General features: G+C 72.0%; 18 protein-coding genes. 8 read left to right on the forward strand and 10 right to left on the reverse strand.

The genetic code is table 11. The features are described from left to right. Window positions 1-39: 39 nt before the first annotated feature. From ACIBIW_RS25145 to ACIBIW_RS25160, 4 genes are all read right to left on the reverse strand, one after another. On the reverse strand, window positions 40-615 hold the full coding sequence (locus ACIBIW_RS25145) for a TerD family protein (protein WP_399339280.1): 576 nt from the start codon (window positions 613-615) through the stop codon (window positions 40-42). A 243-nt stretch (window positions 616-858) separates the two neighbouring features. Then, the gene (locus ACIBIW_RS25150) at window positions 859-1,434 is read right to left on the reverse strand and encodes a TerD family protein (RefSeq protein WP_399339281.1); all 576 of its coding nucleotides are present in this window, start codon (window positions 1,432-1,434) and stop codon (window positions 859-861) included. A 113-nt stretch (window positions 1,435-1,547) separates the two neighbouring features. Then, the gene (locus tag ACIBIW_RS25155; RefSeq protein WP_399339479.1) at window positions 1,548-2,006 is read right to left on the reverse strand and encodes a peroxiredoxin; all 459 of its coding nucleotides are present in this window, start codon (window positions 2,004-2,006) and stop codon (window positions 1,548-1,550) included. A gap of 839 nt (window positions 2,007-2,845) precedes the next feature. Further along, entirely contained in the window at window positions 2,846-3,280 is a 435-nt protein-coding gene (locus tag ACIBIW_RS25160; protein WP_399339282.1) for a DUF3052 domain-containing protein, read from the reverse strand. 426 nt (window positions 3,281-3,706) lie between these two features. On the opposite strand from ACIBIW_RS25160, the gene aceE reads away from it, so the two are divergent. Continuing rightward, complete coding sequence (aceE, locus tag ACIBIW_RS25165; protein WP_399339283.1) at window positions 3,707-6,439, forward strand: pyruvate dehydrogenase (acetyl-transferring), homodimeric type; 2,733 nt, start codon at window positions 3,707-3,709, stop codon at window positions 6,437-6,439. A gap of 206 nt (window positions 6,440-6,645) precedes the next feature. Continuing rightward, window positions 6,646-7,230 carry a PadR family transcriptional regulator gene (locus ACIBIW_RS25170; protein WP_399339284.1) on the forward strand — a complete coding sequence of 195 codons (585 nt, stop codon included), beginning with the start codon at window positions 6,646-6,648 and terminating at the stop codon, window positions 7,228-7,230. A 242-nt stretch (window positions 7,231-7,472) separates the two neighbouring features. Here the strand turns inward: ACIBIW_RS25170 and ACIBIW_RS25175 are convergent, their stop codons facing one another. From ACIBIW_RS25175 to ACIBIW_RS25185, 3 genes are all read right to left on the reverse strand, one after another. After that, complete coding sequence (locus ACIBIW_RS25175; RefSeq protein WP_399339285.1) at window positions 7,473-7,859, reverse strand: hypothetical protein; 387 nt, start codon at window positions 7,857-7,859, stop codon at window positions 7,473-7,475. A gap of 7 nt (window positions 7,860-7,866) precedes the next feature. Next, a complete protein-coding gene (locus tag ACIBIW_RS25180) occupies window positions 7,867-8,340 on the reverse strand; it encodes a peptidase inhibitor family I36 protein (protein WP_399339286.1) in 474 nt (157 codons plus the stop codon). A 209-nt stretch (window positions 8,341-8,549) separates the two neighbouring features. Then, window positions 8,550-10,166 carry an MFS transporter gene (locus tag ACIBIW_RS25185; RefSeq protein ID WP_399339287.1) on the reverse strand — a complete coding sequence of 539 codons (1,617 nt, stop codon included), beginning with the start codon at window positions 10,164-10,166 and terminating at the stop codon, window positions 8,550-8,552. 166 nt (window positions 10,167-10,332) lie between these two features. Between ACIBIW_RS25185 and ACIBIW_RS25190 the strand changes: the two genes are divergently transcribed. From ACIBIW_RS25190 to ACIBIW_RS25200, 3 genes are all read left to right on the forward strand, one after another. Continuing rightward, window positions 10,333-11,076: a TetR family transcriptional regulator gene (locus tag ACIBIW_RS25190; protein ID WP_399339288.1), complete on the forward strand. Its 744-nt coding sequence runs from the start codon at window positions 10,333-10,335 to the stop codon at window positions 11,074-11,076. Window positions 11,077-11,319: 243 nt separating this feature from the next. After that, complete coding sequence (locus ACIBIW_RS25195) at window positions 11,320-12,531, forward strand: alpha/beta hydrolase (RefSeq protein ID WP_399339289.1); 1,212 nt, start codon at window positions 11,320-11,322, stop codon at window positions 12,529-12,531. A gap of 67 nt (window positions 12,532-12,598) precedes the next feature. After that, the gene (locus ACIBIW_RS25200; protein ID WP_399339480.1) at window positions 12,599-13,474 is read left to right on the forward strand and encodes a DUF4429 domain-containing protein; all 876 of its coding nucleotides are present in this window, start codon (window positions 12,599-12,601) and stop codon (window positions 13,472-13,474) included. Between the two features lie 116 nt (window positions 13,475-13,590). Here ACIBIW_RS25200 and ACIBIW_RS25205 read toward each other — a convergent pair whose 3' ends face one another. Both ACIBIW_RS25205 and ACIBIW_RS25210 read right to left on the reverse strand, forming a co-directional pair. Further along, window positions 13,591-14,604 carry an aldo/keto reductase gene (locus tag ACIBIW_RS25205; protein ID WP_399339290.1) on the reverse strand — a complete coding sequence of 338 codons (1,014 nt, stop codon included), beginning with the start codon at window positions 14,602-14,604 and terminating at the stop codon, window positions 13,591-13,593. A 5-nt stretch (window positions 14,605-14,609) separates the two neighbouring features. Continuing rightward, on the reverse strand, window positions 14,610-15,077 hold the full coding sequence (locus ACIBIW_RS25210) for a MerR family transcriptional regulator (protein WP_399339291.1): 468 nt from the start codon (window positions 15,075-15,077) through the stop codon (window positions 14,610-14,612). Window positions 15,078-15,235: 158 nt separating this feature from the next. On the opposite strand from ACIBIW_RS25210, the gene ACIBIW_RS25215 reads away from it, so the two are divergent. The 3 genes from ACIBIW_RS25215 (at window position 15,236) to ACIBIW_RS25225 (ending at window position 16,774) form a co-directional block, all read left to right on the forward strand. Continuing rightward, a complete protein-coding gene (locus ACIBIW_RS25215; protein WP_399339293.1) occupies window positions 15,236-15,574 on the forward strand; it encodes a hypothetical protein in 339 nt (112 codons plus the stop codon). A 74-nt stretch (window positions 15,575-15,648) separates the two neighbouring features. After that, window positions 15,649-15,882 (forward strand): GNAT family N-acetyltransferase, encoded by a 234-nt coding sequence (locus ACIBIW_RS25220; RefSeq protein WP_399339294.1) that lies wholly within the window; start codon window positions 15,649-15,651, stop codon window positions 15,880-15,882. 58 nt (window positions 15,883-15,940) lie between these two features. Further along, window positions 15,941-16,774: a serine hydrolase domain-containing protein gene (locus ACIBIW_RS25225; protein ID WP_399339295.1), complete on the forward strand. Its 834-nt coding sequence runs from the start codon at window positions 15,941-15,943 to the stop codon at window positions 16,772-16,774. A 56-nt stretch (window positions 16,775-16,830) separates the two neighbouring features. Here the strand turns inward: ACIBIW_RS25225 and ACIBIW_RS25230 are convergent, their stop codons facing one another. Then, a complete protein-coding gene (locus tag ACIBIW_RS25230) occupies window positions 16,831-17,499 on the reverse strand; it encodes a pirin family protein (protein ID WP_399339481.1) in 669 nt (222 codons plus the stop codon). Window positions 17,500-17,592 lie beyond the last annotated feature (93 nt).

Below are 17,592 nucleotides of genomic sequence, written 5' to 3' on the forward strand. Positions count from 1 at the left end.
TCGGAGTCGGCCACGGTCCCTCCCGTGCCGCATCCGGCTTTACGAAACATTGACCCCGAAGTCTAGAGCGATGCCCCTGAGGCCGGACGCGTAGCCCTGCCCAACCGCACGGAACTTCCACTCGCCGCCATAGCGGTACAGCTCGCCGAAGATCATCGCCGTCTCTGTCGAGGCGTCCTCGGAGAGGTCGTAGCGGGCCAGCTCCTGGCCGTCGGACTGGTTGACCACGCGGATGAAGGCGTTGCTGACCTGGCCGAACGTCTGGCCTCTGTTGTCGGCCTCGTGGATCGACACCGGGAACGCGATCTTGTCGCAGCCCTCGGGGACCTTGGTCAGGTCGACCAGGATCGACTCGTCGTCGCCGTCGCCCTCACCCGTGAGATTGTCCCCGGTGTGCTCGACGGAGCCGTCGGGGCTCTTCAGGTTGTTGTAGAAGACGAACCACTCGTCCCCGAGGACCCGGCCCGAGCTGCACAAAAGGGCGCTGGCGTCGAGGTCGAAGGGCGCTCCCGTGGTGGAGCGCGCGTCCCAGCCGAGGCCCACCATGACCTGGGTGAGATTCGGTGCGGCCTTGGAGAGGGAGACGTTGCCTCCCTTGGCGAGCGTGACGCCCATTTCGCGGTCCTCCCCGATGAGAAAAACGAAGAACAAAAACACGGTGTTTGTTCAGCGCGTCCGGCGCCGCACCCCGGGGTGCGGCGCCGGACGGTGGAGCTGTCGGTCCCGCGCCGTCGCGCACGGGCGCCGCGGGGCCCTTGGGGGCCGGTCGCGGTGTCCGGACGCCGCGGCGCGCCGCGCTCGGGGCGCGGCGCGCGAGGACCGCGGAACAAGGCCGTGCGACGGCCGGTCCCCGGTGCCTCAGACGTTGACGCCGAAGTCCTGGGCGATGCCGCGCAGGCCCGAGGCGTAGCCCTGGCCGATGGCGCGGAACTTCCACTCCGCGCCGTGCCGGTACAGCTCGCCGAAGACCATCGCGGTCTCCGTCGACGCGTCCTCGGAGAGGTCGTACCGGGCGATCTCCTGGTTGTTGGCCTGGTTGACGACGCGGATGAACGCGTTGCGCACCTGGCCGAAGGACTGCTGGCGGTTCTCGGCGTCGTAGATGGACACCGGGAAGACGATCTTCTCCACGTCGGCGGGGACGCTCGCGAGGTTGACCTTGATGGCCTCGTCGTCGCCCTCGCCCTCACCCGTGAGATTGTCCCCGGTGTGCTCGACCGAGCCCTCCGGGCTCTTCAGGTTGTTGAAGAAGACGAAGTTCTGGTCGTTGGTGACCTTGCCCTCCGCGTTGGTCAGGAGGGCGCTGGCGTCGAGGTCGAAGTCCGCACCCGTGGTGGTGCGCACGTCCCAGCCCAGACCGATGAGAACGGCGGTCAGGCCGGGGGCCTCCTTCGACAGCGAAACATTTCCGCCCTTGCTGAGACTGACTCCCACGAGTCCTCCCTTGGGTTTCAGGGGCGGGGAGCCCCGTCGTGTGTCGACAACAGGATCAACGAGCCGATCCTAGTGACGGGTTCCCGGCCTCCGCAGGCCGTGACCCCGACAAATCACAGAGTGTCGAGGGCCTTCACGTAGTCGTTGAGGTCCCTCGCGTCCGGAATGGCGTTCACCACGGTCCAGCGGATGACGCCCTCCTTGTCGATGACGAAGGTGCCGCGGACCGCGCAGCCCTTCTCCTCGTCGAAGACGCCGTACGCGCGCGACGCCTCGCCGTGCGGCCAGAAGTCCGACAGCAGCGGGTATTCGAGGCCCTCACGCTCCGCGAAGACACGCAGGCTGAAGGGGGCGTCGTTGGACACCGCGAGCAGTTGCACGTCGTCGTTGACGAACTTCGGCAGGGCGTCGCGCAGCGCGCACAGCTCGCCCGTGCAGACGCCCGTGAAGGCGTAGGGGTAGAAGACGAGTACGACGCTCTTGTCGCCGCGGAAGTCGCCGAGCCGCACGGTCTCGCCGTGCTGGCTCTTCAGTGCGAAGTCGGGAGCCTTGGCACCGGCTTCGATCGCCATGGTCATGCCTTTCCGTCCGATCCGTCCGAGAGGTGTTGCGGTCTTCACCGTAGGGGGCACGGCCGAGGCGGGCCCGGGCCGCCCCCGGGACCGTTCCCGCGCGGGCGCACGGCCGGGTACGGGAGACTTCCCGGAGCCGCGGGTTCCATGCCGGGCGGCCCCGGCCGGTGGCGGGAACGGGCTCGCGGGGTGGTGCGGGGCGGAGCAGAGGGCGTGCACGGGGCAGGACGCGTGGCGCGCGGGGCGCGGAGCCGCGGGGGGCGGTACGCCCACGGGGCCCCGGCATGCCCGGGGGCCCCGGAGGGTCGGAACGGGGCCCCGGCGCGGCGGGGGCAAGGCAGCGTGAAGCGCGCAGGTGCCGTGAAGCACGCAGGTCCCTCGAAGGGCGCAGGTTCCGCGAGCGCCCCCGCGCGCCGCCGCCCCGGAGCGACGGGCGGAGACGGCACGGCGGCTCCGCCCGTCGCCGGTCGCCCGTCGTTCCGTATCGGCTTCCGTATCGGCGCCGGGGACGCGCCCCCACGCCGCGCCGCCCCGTTTCGTACGGCCCGTGGCCCCGCGCCACCCCGGCCCCCTCCGGCGCCCCCGCACCACCGCACGCCGTGCGCACGCGCGTGCACGAGGAGTGGGGTGGGCGGTATGCGCCCGGCGTGGAGCGGCCCGGGACCGGGGCGTTCCGTACGGGAGGGCGCCGGGGCACGGAGGCGCGCCGGGAGCGCGGGCCGACACTGCGCGCCGGGGCGCGGCGGGAGGGCACGGAAGATCCCGGCCTGACGCGGTGCGCGCGTGGGCGCCACCGGTGCGCGAGCGCTTGGCGCGCGGGGAGAGCGCGGGATGGCCTGCTACCTCTTCTTGGCCGCCTTCGGCGTGACCAGACGGCTGCCGGTCCAGTCCTTGCCCGCGCTGATGCTCTTGGTCTGCGACAGGCCCGCGGTCTGCGCGGACTCGTTGATGTCGCTCGGCTCGACATAGCCCGTCCTGCCGGTCTTGGGCGTCATCAGCCAGACCGGGGAGCCCTCGTCGATCAGCGTGGTGGCGTCCACCAGCGCGTCCGTGAGGTCGCCGTCGTCCTCCCTGAACCACAGCACGACGGCATCGGCGACATCGTCGTAGTCCTCGTCGACGAGTTCGCCGCCGATGACTGCCTCAATGGCCTCGCGGAGTTCCTGATCGACGTCGTCGTCGTAGCCGATCTCCTGGACCACCTGCTCGGGCTGGAACCCCAGCCTTGCGGCAGGGTTCGTCCGCTCCTCCGCGTGGTCCGCGGTCGCGCTCACGGGTTGCCTCCTGATCTTGTTCGGACGGTTCTTCGGCCACGCGTGTATGCGAAGCGTTGGCCGTAGTCCACACGGGCGGGGCGGATCGCGCAAGTACCCGGCCCTTCAGACCGCCGAAACGGTGACGATCCCGGGCTCTTCGCCCCATCTGTCCACACAACACCACGGTAGCCCCCACACCGCGGACACGGCGAAACATCCGCAAAGCCGGTTTTCCGCCCCCGCCGCGAAACGGATGAGGCAGAACGATTTTGCGAAATAGGCCCCGCGTGCGGGCGTATCGTTGCGATTTGGTAGGGGCCGGCAGGGCACAGAGCACCACCGGGCCGGAGTTCGTGCGGGCCCGCGGCGGTCCCGAGGCCGGGAGCGGGCCGGCCATACCGGCTTCGACCTGTAGGAACGAGCCCTCGACAGTGAAGGAACAGCGTGGTTTCCGGATCTCCCGAACCCTCCGAATCCAAGAAGCGCGCCCCGATCATCATCGGCGGCCTTCCCAGCCAGGTTCCGGACTTCGATCCGGAAGAGACCCAGGAGTGGCTGGACTCCCTGGACGCCGCGATCAAGGAGCGCGGGCCCGAGCGCGCCCGCTACCTGATGCTCCGGCTGTTCGAGCGGGCACGCGAGAAGCGTGTCGCGCTGCCCGAGTCGCGCAGCACCGACTATGTGAACACCATCGCCACCAGGGACGAGCCCTATTTCCCCGGCAACGAGGAGATCGAGCGCAAGGTCCTCAACGCCACCCGGTGGAACGCCGCGGTGATGGTCTCCAGGGCCCAGCGCCCCGGTATCGGTGTCGGCGGGCACATCGCCACCTTCGCCTCCTCCGCGTCCCTCTACGACGTCGGCTTCAACCACTTCTTCCGCGGCAAGGACGGTGAGGGCGAGGGCGGCACCGGCGGCGACCAGGTCTTCTTCCAGGGACACGCGTCGCCCGGCATCTATGCGCGCGCGTACCTGCTCGACCGGCTCACCGAGGAGCAGCTCGACGGCTTCCGGCAGGAGAAGTCGAAGGCGCCCAACGGGCTCTCCAGCTATCCGCACCCCCGGCTGATGCCCGACTTCTGGGAGTTCCCCACGGTCTCCATGGGCCTCGGCCCGCTGGGCGCCATCTACCAGGCCAGGATGAACCGCTACATGCAGGCGCGGGGCATCGCGGACACCTCGGGCTGCCATGTGTGGGCGTTCCTCGGGGACGGCGAGATGGACGAGCCGGAGTCGCTGGGGCAGCTCTCGATCGCGGCCAGGGAGAACCTGGACAACCTCACCTTCGTGGTGAACTGCAACCTCCAGCGCCTCGACGGCCCGGTGCGCGGCAACGGCAAGATCATCCAGGAGCTGGAGTCGCAGTTCAGGGGCGCGGGCTGGAACGTGATCAAGCTGGTCTGGGACCGCTCCTGGGACCCGCTGCTCGCCCAGGACCGCGACGGGGTCCTCGTCAACCGGCTGAACACCACGCCCGACGGCCAGTTCCAGACGTACGCCACGGAGACCGGCGCGTACATCAGGGATCACTTCTTCGGCGACGACCACCGGCTGCGCGCGATGGCGGAGAACATGTCCGACGAGCAGTTGCTGCACCTCGGGCGCGGCGGGCACGACCACCGCAAGATCTTCGCGGCGTTCTCGGCTGCCAAGGAGCACCGGGGCCAGCCGACGGTGATCCTGGCGCAGACGGTGAAGGGCTGGACCCTGGGGCCCAACTTCGAGGGCCGCAACGCGACCCACCAGATGAAGAAGCTGACCCCCGAGGACCTGAAGGGCTTCCGCGACCGGCTCCACCTGCCGATCCCCGACAGCGCCCTGGAGGACGGGAACCCGCCGTACTACCACCCCGGGCGCGACTCGGAGGAGATCCAGTACATGCACGACCGCCGCCGCTCGCTCGGCGGCTATGTGCCGACCCGGGTGGTACGGGCGAAGCCGCTGGCGCTGCCCGGCGACCAGGCGTACGCGACCGTGAAGAAGGGCTCGGGGAACCAGACCATCGCCAGCACCATGGCGTTTGTGCGGCTGCTGAAGGACCTCATGCGGGACAAGGAGATTGGCCGCCGCTTCGTGCTGATCGCGCCCGACGAGTACCGCACGTTCGGCATGGACTCGTTCTTCCCGAGCGCGAAGATCTACAACCCGCTCGGCCAGCAGTACGAGTCCGTCGACCGCGACCTGCTGCTCGCGTACCGGGAGTCCCCGACCGGCCAGTTGCTGCACGACGGCATCACGGAGGCGGGCTGCACGGCGTCGCTGATCGCCGCGGGCTCGGCCTACGCCACCCATGGCGAGCCGCTGATCCCGGTGTACGTCTTTTACTCCATGTTCGGTTTCCAGCGCACCGGCGATCAGTTCTGGCAGATGGCCGACCAGATGGCACGGGGTTTCGTACTGGGTGCGACCGCGGGGCGTACGACGCTGACCGGTGAGGGGCTTCAGCACGCCGACGGGCAGTCGCAGCTCCTCGCGTCCACCAACCCGGCGTGCGTGGCGTACGACCCGGCGTTCGGGTACGAGATCGCGCACATCGTGCGGGACGGGCTGCGCCGGATGTACGGGGAGCCGGTCGAGGGCGAGAGCCAGGACGTCTTCTACTACCTCACCGCGTACAACGAGCCGATCCGGCACCCCGAGGAGCCGGCGGACGTGGACGCCGAGGGCATCGTCAAGGGCGTGCACCGGCTGAGCGCGGGGAGCGGCGGCACGGTGCCCGCGCAGATCCTGGCGTCCGGGGTCGCGGTGCCGTGGGCGCTGGAGGCGCAGCGGCTGCTGGCCGAGGAGTGGGACGTACGGGCCGCGGTCTGGTCGGCGACGAGCTGGAACGAACTGCGCAGGGACGCGGTGGAGGCGGAGCGGCACAATCTGCTGCACCCCGAGGACGAGCCCCGGGTGCCCTATGTGACACGTAAGTTCGCGGACGCCGAGGGGCCGTTCGTGGCGGTCTCCGACTGGATGCGGTCGGTTCCCGACCAGATCGCGCGCTGGGTGCCCGGCCGCTATCAGTCGCTCGGCGCGGACGGCTTCGGCTTCGCCGACACCAGGGCGGCGGCCCGCCGCTACTTCCATATCGACGCCGAGTCGATCGTGCTGGGGGTACTTTCCGAACTGGCCGCGGAGAACAAGGTGAGCCGCGAGGCGCCGAAGCAGGCCATGGAACGGTACGGGCTGTAGGGAGAGTCGGTGGCGGGGTGGTGGCGGGGGACGCACCGCGGGGCCCCGCCACCGGCCCCTGTCCGGTCCCGCCGGTACGGCCGCCCGCCCCCGGGCCGGGCGGAGGGCGGCGCCGCCCTCCGAGCGGGCCGCTGCGTACACCGACACGAGCAGATAGGGGACGAATCCTATAGCTCGTTTCGCGGGCGGTCAGGGACGGGGCATCGGTGGTCAAGCTCGAACACATTCTGCTGGGCCTGTTCGCCCAGCGGCCGTGGAGCGGATACGACGTCAAGAAGTGGCTGTCCGAGGACGGCAAGTTCTTCCGCTCCAACGCCGACCAGAGCCAGATCTACCGCGTCCTCGCCCGGATGGAGGCGAGCAGGTGGATCACCCACACCGTCGACCCCCGGGAGAAGCGGCCCGACGCCAAGGTCTACTTGGTGACCGAGCGGGGCCGCTCGGAGCTGCTTGCCTGGGCGCGGACCCCTTACACGCCCGTCGCCCGCTTCCAGGACCCGGACTTCCTGGTCCGCTTCTTCTTCGGCGGCATCGTCGACGCGGAGGCGCTGCGCACCCTGGTCGAGACCGAACTCGCCGCCCGCAAGGACCAGGTGGCCCGCTTCCGCGGCCGGGACCGCACCCAGCACTTCGCGTCGCCGATCCCCGAGGTGGACATCCGCCGCGCGCGGCTCCTTGAGGAGCTGACGCACATCCGCGGCATGGCGGAGATCGACTCCTGGATCGCCTGGCTGGAGGAGATGCTCGTCTCCCTCGACGCCGCGGGCGTGACGAGCCCCCCGTCGCCCTGACGGTCGGCCACGCCCGCACGACGACCCGAGGAGTGCACCCCATGCGGGCGATCATGGTCATGTTCGACACGCTCAACCGGCGGTTCCTGCCGGCCTACGGGGTGCGGGGTGTGATGCACGCGCGCTCCGCATCCGCGCTCCCTTGTGCCTCGGCACACATCCGGGCCCGACGCTGTAAGACGATTCCTATAGGGGAGAGAGCCGGTAATGAGGTGCCGGGGCCCGGGGTGGCCGGGTGGCCGTCAGGCGTCGAAGTCGTGGACTCCGTACTCCACGGAGCACCGTTCGATCAGTTCGTCCCCCCTTTCGCCGTCGTCGAGGGCGCCGAGGTGCGCCAGGTCGTCGCAGTCGTCCGCGCCGAGCGGGTCGTCGAGGCCGACGCCGACGCCGAGGTCCGCGAGGCGGTCGAGGTCCGCGACGTCCACGAGCCCCACGGCGTGGGCGAACTCCGCGCATCCAGTGGGCTCGGCGGACTCGGTGCGCTCCACGGACTCGGTGTACTCCGCGAACCTGCCGAGACGGGGGACGCGTCCGATGTCCCAGGCCACCGTGGCCTCGGCGGAGTCGTCGGTGCCCCCGGAAGGGTGCCCGCCGGCGGGCGGCCCGCCCCGGGCGCCCGACCGTCCCATGGGCCGCTCACCTCTCCCAGATCTTGAACGCCCGGCTCTGGTACGGCGCTTGTGGGACCCAGGTGCCGTCGCCCGGGTAGGTCTCGAACTCCGCCGTCTCGGCGCACTCCTGGGACTGGTAGAGCGTGACGGGGCGGCCGAGGCGGTTGGCCAGCGACTTGGCCGTCGTGCTTCCCGGGAGGGCGACACAGCTCTCGATGGGCACGTCGGCCAGTTCGTAACGGTGCCGGGCGCCCTTGAACTGCGCCTGCGCCCAGAGGCACAGCTCACCGGGGCCGCAGGCGCCGCTGGTGGGGCCCGCCGCGGCGGAGGGCGCACCGGCGACGAGGAGGCCGGCGAGCGCGGTCAGCGCGGTGAGGGCCGCACCGGCGAGCGGCAGGGCCCGGGAGGCGGTGCGGGTGGTGGCGGCAGGTGTGGTGGCGTCGGCCGCGGTGACGGTGGCAGGCGTGGTCGTGGTGGTGGCAGGCGTGGTGGTACGCATAGGTGCTTCGAACCCCCGTGTCGTGGTTGATCACTTGCGACCACTCTGACCTGCGGTGACGGGGGGTGGGAAGGGGTGACGAGGGTTGCCACCCGGAATGGCGAAAAGCCCCGCCGGTCGGAACTGGCGGGGCTTTCGCGGCGTTACCACGCCCGTGTCGAGGCCACTCGGCGGGCGTCGCGACGGGGTGAACGTTGCCTGTTGCGGCGCTAGATGTGCGCGACCCCCTCGGTGGCATGCTCGCCCTTCTTGGTGAAGACCGCGACGACCGCCGCGATCACGGCGACCACACCGGCGACGGTGAAGGCGACGCCCATGCCGGAGACGAAGGTGTCGTGCACGGCGTGCGAGATGCGGCCGAGGATCTGCGGGGTGACACCGTCCGCCTTGGCGACCTGGGGCGGCACACCGCCGGTGGCCGCGGCCTTGTCGAGGCCGGGGGGCGGGTTGCCCGGCAGGCCCGAGTCCTTCCAGTTCCCGGCGAGCGCCGAGCTGACCTTGTTGGACATGACGGCGCCGAGCACCGCCGTGCCGAGGCTGCCGCCGACCTGCATCGCGGCCTGCTGGAGGCCGCCCGCGACACCGGACAGCTCGATCGGGGCGTTGCCGACGATGACGTCGGTGGCGCCGACCATGACCGGCGCCAGGCCGAGGCCGAGCAGCAGGAACCAGAGGGACATGGACAGGGTGCCCGTGCCGGTGGACATGGTGGTCATGCCGAACATCGCGACCGCGGTGCAGACCATGCCGCCGACCAGCGGCACCCGGGGCCCGAAGCGGGTGATGAGGGCGCCCGCGACCGGCGAGGACACGATCATCATCGCGGTGAGCGGCAGCAGGTGCATGCCGCTGTCGACGGGGCTCATGCCGTGCACGTTCTGGAGGTAGAACGTGACGAAGAACAGGCCGCCCATGAAGGCGAAGGCCATGAGCACCATGAGGACGGTGCCCGCGGTCAGCGGGATCGAGCGGAACATGCCCAGCGGGATGAGCGGTTCGCGCACCCGGTTCTCCCAGAGGGCGAAGAGGGCGAAGCAGACGAGGGAGCCGACCAGGAAGCCCCAGGTCTTGCCGCTGCCCCAGCCCCACGGGTCGCCGGCCTTGATCAGGCCCCAGATGAGCGCGAACATCGCGGCGGAGAGCAGGACGATGCCGCCGATGTCGAAGGAGCGCGGCGCGTTCTTCGCGCGGTGGTCCATCAGGATGAACGCGCCGAGGGCGAGGGCGACCACGCCGACGGGCACGTTGATGAAGAACACCGACTGCCAGCTCACATGCTCCACGAGCACACCGCCGAGGATCGGGCCGCCCGCGGTGGAAGCGCCGATGACCATGCCCCAGATGCCGATGGCCATGTTGAGCTTCTCGGCCGGGAAGGTGGCGCGCAGCAGGCCGAGCGCGGCCGGCATCAGCAGGGCGCCGAACAGGCCCTGGAGCACCCGGAATCCGATGACGACGGAGACGCTGCTCGACAGGCCGATGATGCCGGAGGCGGCGGCGAAGCCGACGACGCCGATGAGGAACGTCTGGCGGTGCCCGAAGCGGTCCCCGAGCTTGCCCGCGGTGATCAGGGACACCGCGAGGGCGAGGAGGTAGCCGTTGGTGATCCACTGGACGTCGGCGAGCGAGGCGCCCAGGTCGGACTGGATGGCAGGGTTGGCGATGGCGACGATGGTGCCGTCGAGGGCGACCATCATGACGCCGATGGCGACGGAGAAGAGGGTCAGCCAGGGGTGGCCGCGCAGGCCCTTGCGCTGCGGTGGAACGGACGAGACCGACGCGCCGTCGGCCGGGCCAGTCGTATCGACGGCGGTCTGACTAGTCATATCGTGGAGGCTAATGTCAGACGCTGACAGTTGACAAACCAATTCACAATTCAGTAACTGTCAGGTTGCTCACATCCATAATGGACCGTGGGGCCGCCTGCGGAGAACCAACCCGGGGGAACACCCGGGAGAACGGCCAAGGGGCAGAGAGATCGAGGACCAGGGAGTGACGTCGGCCCGTACGGGACTGCGGGAGCGCAAGAAGCGGCGCACCCGGGACGCGCTGCTGCGCGCCGCGCTCGAACTCTTCGTGACGCAGGGATTCGAGGAGACCACCGTCGACGAGATCGTCGAGGCGGTGGGCGTCTCCCAGCGCACCTTCTTCCGCTACTTCGCGGGCAAGGAGGACGCCGCCTTCGCGGTGCACCGCCTCGCCGAGTCCTCCTTCATGCACGCGGTGCGCGAGCGCCCCGGCGACGAGGGGCCGCTGGAGGCGATGCGGGGCGCCGTGGTCGACTCCTGGGACACCATCGAGCGGTCCGTGGCCGAGGTGGTGCCCCTTGAGCTGTACATGCGTATGCAGCAGCTCATCGAGTCCACCCCCGCGCTGCTCGCCTCCCTGCTGCGGCGCTCCACCGAGCAGGAGGACGAGCTGGTACGGGTGATCGCCGACCGGGAGGGCCTCGACCCCGAGGCGGACGCCCGCCCGTACGTACTGGTGGGCGCGCTCAGCGGGGTGCTGCGCCTGTCGGGGCGGCGCTGGAGCATGGGCGACGAGACCAGCCTCGCCTCGATCCGCCGTATCACCACGCACCACATCGACCAGCTCGGGCCCGCGCTCGCCGGGCGCTGGCGCGGCCCCGCGGGCGCGGGCACCGCGCGCGGCCCGAGGGGCGCGGGGCCTGCCCAGGCCGAGACCGGTGCCCGGCGGCCCGCCGCGTCCGCGGGGCGGGCCGCCGCGAAGGAGTGAGGGGGCGCGCCCGGCCGCGGGGTGCGGCGGGACCTGCGGGCGCGTCGCCACGCCTGGGGCGGGTACGCGCCGTAGCGTCGGCCATATGAGATGACGCAGACCGGGACCGGCCCGCACACCCCCGCCCGGCCGCACCGCCGCCGGGTGAGGCGTTCGCTCGACGGCTCACGGCCCGCACCAGGCTTCCCCGGGGGTGTCACGGCCCCGCGGAGATCGGCAAGACGTCCTCTAGGGTGTTGCGCAGTGACTTCCTTCGACTCGTCCCCCCAGATCAGCGCGTGGCGGGCACTGCTCGCGCTGTCCGTCGCGTTCGTCATGCTCGCCACCACCGGGTGGACGGCGCTGCACCAGAACCACCCGCCCTCCTCCCCCATCGCGGCGGCCCGCGCCGCCTGGGGGCACGGGCGGCTCGGCGGGCACCGGCTGCCGCCCGTGGGCTCGGGGCCCACCAGGCTCGCCCGGTTCTTCGCCGCGCTCGGCGCGGGGCAGCGCGCCACCCTCGCCGCCCGGTACCCGCTGGCGGTGGGCAACATGAACGGCGCCCCCGTGGAACTGCGTTACCGCGCCAACCGGATCGCGCTCGACCAGGCCAGAAAGGTGGAGCGGCGCCGGATGCACGACGCCCGGCTCTCGCCGACCGGCCAGCACGACGCGGGCCGGCTGATGCACCGCCTGGAGTCGCTGCTGGAGCCCGGGCGCAAGATCCTGGCGTTCGACCCGACGGGCTCGGGCCGGATCGCGGAGGTGCTGGGCGACCTGGACACGGCGCGGCGGATCTCGGTCGTGGTGCCCGGTGTCGACACCGACCTGATGAGCTTCAAGTCCGCCCGCCACCCGTACGCCTCGACCGAGGGCATGGGCACCGCGCTGTACCGGGCGGAGCGCAGCGCGAACCCCGGCGCCGACACCGCCGTGATCGCGTGGGCCGACTACACCGCCCCCAGCGGCCTCGGCGTGGAGGCGGCCACCGCCAAGCGCGCGCAGGACGGGGCGGTGCGCCTCGACGCGCTCCTCGACGTGCTGCCCGGCAGCTCCACGGTGGCGCTCTACTGCCACAGCTACGGCTCGGTGCTGTGCGGGGTGGCCGCCCGCTACCTGCCGCGCCGGGTCACCGACATCGCGGTCTCCGGCAGCCCCGGCATGCGCGCGTCGAGCGTGACGGGGCTCGGTACGGGCGCCAGGGTCTGGGCCATGCGGGACGAGGGCGACTGGGTCGCGGACGTGCCGAACCTGGAGGTCGGCGGCCTCGGGCACGGCGCGGACCCGGTGTCCGCGGGGTTCGGGGCCCGGCTGCTGTCCGCGGCGGGCGCCGAGGGGCACGGAGGGTACTTCGTACCGGGCACGGAGAGCCTGCGGAACTTCGCCGAGATCGGCGTTGGCTCGTATCTTTCGGTGCGCTGTTCCGACGGCAACAACGCCTGCCGTGCCGGTCTGCCCCTCACGATCGCCTACTGACGCGCGTAGAGATCGAGGAAACCAAGGCTCGCCGAGGGAGGGGACGGAGGCGCGCGTGCCGCATACGATGAGCCGTATGGGTGACGTACTGGCCGGATTGCACGCTGTTTGGGAGTTCGAATCCGACTCCGTGCTCATCCGCTACGAGCGGGGCATCCGTACACCGAAGCTGTTCCAGGTCCTCGGGGAGCGGCGCATACCCCACGAGGCGATCTCGGAGGTCGCGCTCGCCCCCGGCAAGCGGGGCACGGTGGTGCTGCGCGCCGTGCCGCGGCCGGGCGCCGACGCGCTGATGGACGCCGCCGACGGGCAACTGCGCCCCGGCTGCGACCCGTACCGGCTCGTGGTGCCAGGAGAGCGGAAGGCGCTCGCGGAGTACTACGCGGCGGAGCTGCGCACCCTCGCCCACGGCGCGGGCGACGAGCCGCCCGGCCGCTATCTGGTGGCCCCGCCGGAGGCTCCCCAGCAGTTCAAGGCGTACGACGGCAAGGCCGCCTTCGACGGGCACTCGGTGTCCTTCCGCTGGTTCTGGACCGGTGCGTCGTCCGCGAAGTGGAAGGCGGGCGACCAGCACTTCCCCGTGGCGGAGCTGAGCGGCGTCGAGTGGCGCTCCCCCGAGCTGCTCGACGGGCATCTGCGGCTGCTGCGCGAGGCGGCCGTCCCCGGCCCGCGGGAGCAGGCGGACCAGGACCCCGCCTCGGTGGTCTTCGGGGTCGGATACGGGCCCGTGCACGAGTCGTTGCCGTTCGCGGCCGCGGTCCTCGCGGCGCTGCGCCCGCCCGCCGCGACCGGGGCCGCGCTGCCGCGCCGGCAGTCCGCCGCGCACCGGGACCCGGCCGACATCGCCGACCGCATCCGCCACCTCGGGGAGCTGCACGAGGCGGGCCTGGTCACGGACGAGGAGTTCAGCGCGAAGAAGGCCCAGCTCCTCGCCGAGCTGTGAGCCGCGGCGGGCGGCGCCGCGCGGGTGCGCCCCGCCCCCGGCGGGCCGGGAGCGGGGCGGTGCGGACGGGTCGTCCGCGGTGACGGGAGGCGTCCGCGGGGGCGGCGGGCGGGGTGTTACTCGCGTCCCGCCGAGGTGAAGGTCATGTCCTCGTAGCGGTCGCCCGCGACGCGGGAGGCGATCGGGTCGAGCAGGGCCAGCTCCTCCTCGGTGAGGACGATGCCCACGGCCCCGGTGTTCTCCTCCACCCTGGCCGCCTTGCGGGTGCCGGGGATCGGCACCACCGTCAGCCCCTTGTGCACCGTGGCCCGCTGCTGCACCCAGGCAAGCGCGATCTGGCCGGGGGTGGCGCCGTGCGCGGCGGCTACCGTGCGCAGCGGTTCGAGCAGCGCGGCGTTGGCGGCGGCGTTGTCGCCGGTGAAGCGGGGCTGGTGGCGGCGGAAGTCGTCCTCGGCCAGCTCCTTGCCCGCGTCCGCGAAGGAGCCGCTGAGGAAGCCGCGGCCCAGCGGCGAGTACGGCACGAGCGCGACGCCGAGTTCCGCGGCGGCGGGCACCACGCCCGCCTCGATGTCCCGGCTGAAGAGCGACCACTCCGACTGGAGCGCGGCGACCGGGTGGACGGCGTGCGCGGCGCGCAGCTCGGGCCCGGTGACCTCGCTCAGCCCCAGGTGCTTGACCTTGCCCGCCGCCACAAGATCCGCCATGGTGCCGACGGTCTCCTCGATCGGGATGTTCACGTCGCGGCGGTGCATGTAATAGAGGTCGATCACGTCCACGCCGAGGCGGCTCAGGCTGGCGTCGACGGCGGAGCGGATGTACGCGGGGTCGTTCCTGATGACGCGCCGCGGCGGGATCGAGTCGTCGAAGGACAGGGCGAACTTGGTCGCGATCACGACCTCGTCGCGGTGCGCGGCGAGGAACGGGGCGAGGAAGCGCTCGTTGTCCCCGCCGCCGTAGGCGTCCGCCGTGTCGTAGAGCGTGACGCCAAGCTCCAGCGCGCGGTCCAGGGTGGCCCGCGCGGCGTCCGCGTCCGTCGGCCCGTACGCCCAGCTCATGCCCATGCAGCCGAGGCCCTGGGCGCCCACCTCGGGACCCGCGGAACCGAGCTTGACCTGTGGGATGACACTCATTCGGTTCAGTACCTCTCCGACGCCAGCCGGGCGTCAGCATAGTGATTGATCTTGAGGTCGAGCACCGCGAGGGTGTCCTGTAGCTCCCCGATCCGCGCCAGCACGTTGCGGCGGGTGGTCTCCAGCAGTTCCTGGCGCTCGGGGAAGGTGTGGGGGCCCTCGCGCACCATCTCCGCGTACCTGACCATGTCCGCGACCGGCATGCCGGTCAGACGGAGCTTGCCGACCAGGCTGAGCCAGTCGAGGTCGCGGTTGGTGTAGCGGCGCTGGCCCGTGTGCGAGCGGTCGATGTGCGGCATGAGCCCGATCCGCTCGTACCAGCGCAGGGTGTGCGCGGACAGCCCCGTGAACGCGACGACCTCGCTGATCGTGTACTGGTCCTCGCCCTCGGGCCGGGGGTGCCCGGCCTGGATGCCCGGCTTGAGACAGGGATCGCTCTCGGTGGGTACGGCCGTGGTCTCCATCACCGTCATGCCCACCACGCTATGACCTTGGAGTGCACTCCAGGCAAGCGTGTTCCGGTCCGCGAACGGCAAAGCCCCCGGGTGCCGTACCCCGCGCCGCCTCCCATGGCCGGGTGCGGGACGAAAATACCGGCGGGCGGCGCACCGCCCCCGGTTACCCTCCCCCCATGGACGCGCCACCCGCCGCACCGACCGCACGCCGCGCCGCCCCGGCCGACGCCGAGGAGATCGTCAGGCTCCGCAAGATCATGCTGGACTCGTTCGCGCCCAGCGACGACACGTCCTGGATCCGGCCCGCCCTCGCTGACCTGCGCGAACGCCTGGAGCACGCGCCGGACACCCTCGCCGTGTACGTGGTGGACGACCCCTCGGGGACCGGGCTAGGTCGTGTCGTTTGGATCTTCGTGGACCAGGGTGCGGCGTCAGATGCGGTGCATCGCAAGGCGGAGGATCGTCCTCGTACTGGGCGTACGTGGACGTTCCGACAACGCGGCGAGGTGCCGTAGCTGGCGTCGCACCCCCGCGAAGATCCAAACGACACGGCCTAGCCGCCTGCGCCGCGGGCACCGTGGAGCACAGGATGCCCTCCCCCGGCAATCCGCGGGGGCTGACGGGACACGTGTTCAACGTCGCCACGGAGCCGGGCGCGCGCCGCCGCGGCTACGCGCGCGCCTGCATGGACGCGCTGCTCGACTGGTACGGGCGCCGTGGCGTGCCGAAGATAGACCTGCACGCCACGCGGGACGCCGAACCGCTCTACGCCTCCCTCGGGTTCCGCACGAGCCACCAGCCGGCCATGCGCCTGAGCCGGTGACTTCCGGGGACCTTCGGGCTCGTGCCCTGTGGCTCCCGGGGGCCGTTAGGCTCGTGGCATGCGAAGCCTGGCGCTGATCGACAACTGGCCCGTCACCACCGCGGCCGCCGCCGTCGTCCGGCGGGACGGCACCGTGGCGGGCAGCCGGGGCCCCACCGGGCACCGCTTCCCGCTCGCCTCCGTCACCAAGCCGCTCGCGGCGTACGCGGTGCTGGTGGCGTACGAGGAGGGCGGCGTGGACCTCGACGAGCCCGCGGGGCCCGAGGGCGCCACGGTGCGCCATCTGCTGGCGCACACCAGCGGCCTCGCGTACGACGAACGCCGGGTCACCGCCCCGCCGGGCGAGCGCAGGCTGTACTCGAACGCGGGCTTCGAGACCCTGGGCGACCATGTGGCCAAGGAGACCGGCATACCCTTCCCCGAGTATGTGCGGCAGGCCGTGTTCGAGCCGCTGGGGATGGCGGCGAGCGCCGTCGAGGGCGCGGGCTCGCCCGCGAAGGACGGCGTGTCGACGGTGGACGACCTGGCGCGTTTCGCCGCCGAGGTGCAGGCGCCCCGGCTGCTCGACCCCCGCACGGTCGCGGAGGCGATGAGCGTGCAGTACCCCGGCACCCGGGGCGTGCTGCCCGGCTTCGGGCACCAGAGCCCCAACGACTGGGGCCTCGGCTTCGAGATCCGCGACGGCAAGTCGCCGCACTGGACCGGCGCCTCCTCGTCGCCGCGCACCTTCGGCCACTTCGGCCAGTCGGGCACCTTCCTCTGGATCGACCCGGACGCGGGCGCGGCGGCCGTCGCGCTCACCGACCGCGCCTTCGGCCCCTGGGCCGCGCAGGCGTGGCCCGCGTTCACGGACGCGGTGCTCGCGGAGCTGCGCGGGAGCGCTGCCGCCTGACCCGCGCGGGGACGGCCCGAATCCGCCGCGTTCCGTTCCCCGCCGCCGGGCGACGTCTAACGCGCCCCGTCCCCCGACAGTTCCCACACCAGCAGCTCCGCCCTGGACGCCCCGGTCACCTCGATCGCGCCCGCGGCGGCGGCACGCAGCGCGTCGCCCGCCGCCAGCTCCCTGCCGTCCGGCAGCCGCACCGCGCCCCGTACCACATGGGCGTACACGAGCGGCGCCGCGGGCAGGGCGGCGCGCCGCCCCGGGCCGAGCCTGCGCACGTGCAGCAGGGCGCCCGCGGCGGGCAGTTCATAGGGGGTGGCGTCGGCGATGCCGCGCACCACCTCGTAGCGCGGCGGCCCGCCGGGATCGCGCGGGGCGAGCCATGTCTGCACGAACACCAGCGGCCCCGGGCCCGGGTTGCGCTCGGTGTGGCGCACCCCGTCGCCCGCGCTCAGGCGCTGGACGTCCCCCGGACGCACCGTGGACTCGTGGCCCGCGGAGTCCCGGTGGCACAGCTCGCCCTCGACGACCCACGTCACGATCTCGGTGTGGCTGTGCGGGTGCTCGTCGAACCCGGCGCCGGGCGCGAGGCGTTCCTCGTTGACGGCGAGCAGCGGCCCGAAGCGGAGGTTCGCCGGGTCGTAGTGCGGTCCGAAGGAGAACGAGTGCCAGGACTCGATCCCGGCCCCCGCGTCGCCCCCGGGGTAGCGGGTGGCCGCGCGACGCACCTCGATTCCGGCCGTCGCCGGGTCCCTTGAGTCCACCGGCCCACCGTAACGCCGCGGTGCCCCGCGAGCCCGCTGTCCCCCGCCGCCACACGGCCGCGC

The sequence above is a fragment of the Streptomyces sp. NPDC050560 genome, assembly GCF_044457285.1.
In the GTDB taxonomy this organism is placed as follows: Bacteria; Actinomycetota; Actinomycetes; order Streptomycetales; family Streptomycetaceae; genus Streptomyces.

What these genes read in the sequence shown, in the direction of transcription:
- ACIBIW_RS25145 (WP_399339280.1), bottom strand. Translation starts at nt 615, where the DNA reads ATGGGCGTCACGCTCGCCAAGGGAGGCAACGTCTCCCTCTCCAAGGCC.
- ACIBIW_RS25155 (WP_399339479.1), bottom strand. Translation starts at nt 2,006, where the DNA reads ATGGCGATCGAAGCCGGTGCCAAGGCTCCCGACTTCGCACTGAAGAGC.
- ACIBIW_RS25175 (WP_399339285.1), bottom strand. Translation starts at nt 7,859, where the DNA reads ATGGGACGGTCGGGCGCCCGGGGCGGGCCGCCCGCCGGCGGGCACCCT.
- ACIBIW_RS25180 (WP_399339286.1), bottom strand. Translation starts at nt 8,340, where the DNA reads ATGCGTACCACCACGCCTGCCACCACCACGACCACGCCTGCCACCGTC.
- ACIBIW_RS25185 (WP_399339287.1), bottom strand. Translation starts at nt 10,166, where the DNA reads ATGACTAGTCAGACCGCCGTCGATACGACTGGCCCGGCCGACGGCGCG.
- ACIBIW_RS25200 (WP_399339480.1), top strand. Translation starts at nt 12,599, where the DNA reads ATGAGCCGTATGGGTGACGTACTGGCCGGATTGCACGCTGTTTGGGAG.
- ACIBIW_RS25205 (WP_399339290.1), bottom strand. Translation starts at nt 14,604, where the DNA reads ATGAGTGTCATCCCACAGGTCAAGCTCGGTTCCGCGGGTCCCGAGGTG.
- ACIBIW_RS25210 (WP_399339291.1), bottom strand. Translation starts at nt 15,077, where the DNA reads ATGACGGTGATGGAGACCACGGCCGTACCCACCGAGAGCGATCCCTGT.
- ACIBIW_RS25215 (WP_399339293.1), top strand. Translation starts at nt 15,236, where the DNA reads ATGGACGCGCCACCCGCCGCACCGACCGCACGCCGCGCCGCCCCGGCC.
- ACIBIW_RS25220 (WP_399339294.1), top strand. Translation starts at nt 15,649, where the DNA reads ATGCCCTCCCCCGGCAATCCGCGGGGGCTGACGGGACACGTGTTCAAC.
- ACIBIW_RS25225 (WP_399339295.1), top strand. Translation starts at nt 15,941, where the DNA reads ATGCGAAGCCTGGCGCTGATCGACAACTGGCCCGTCACCACCGCGGCC.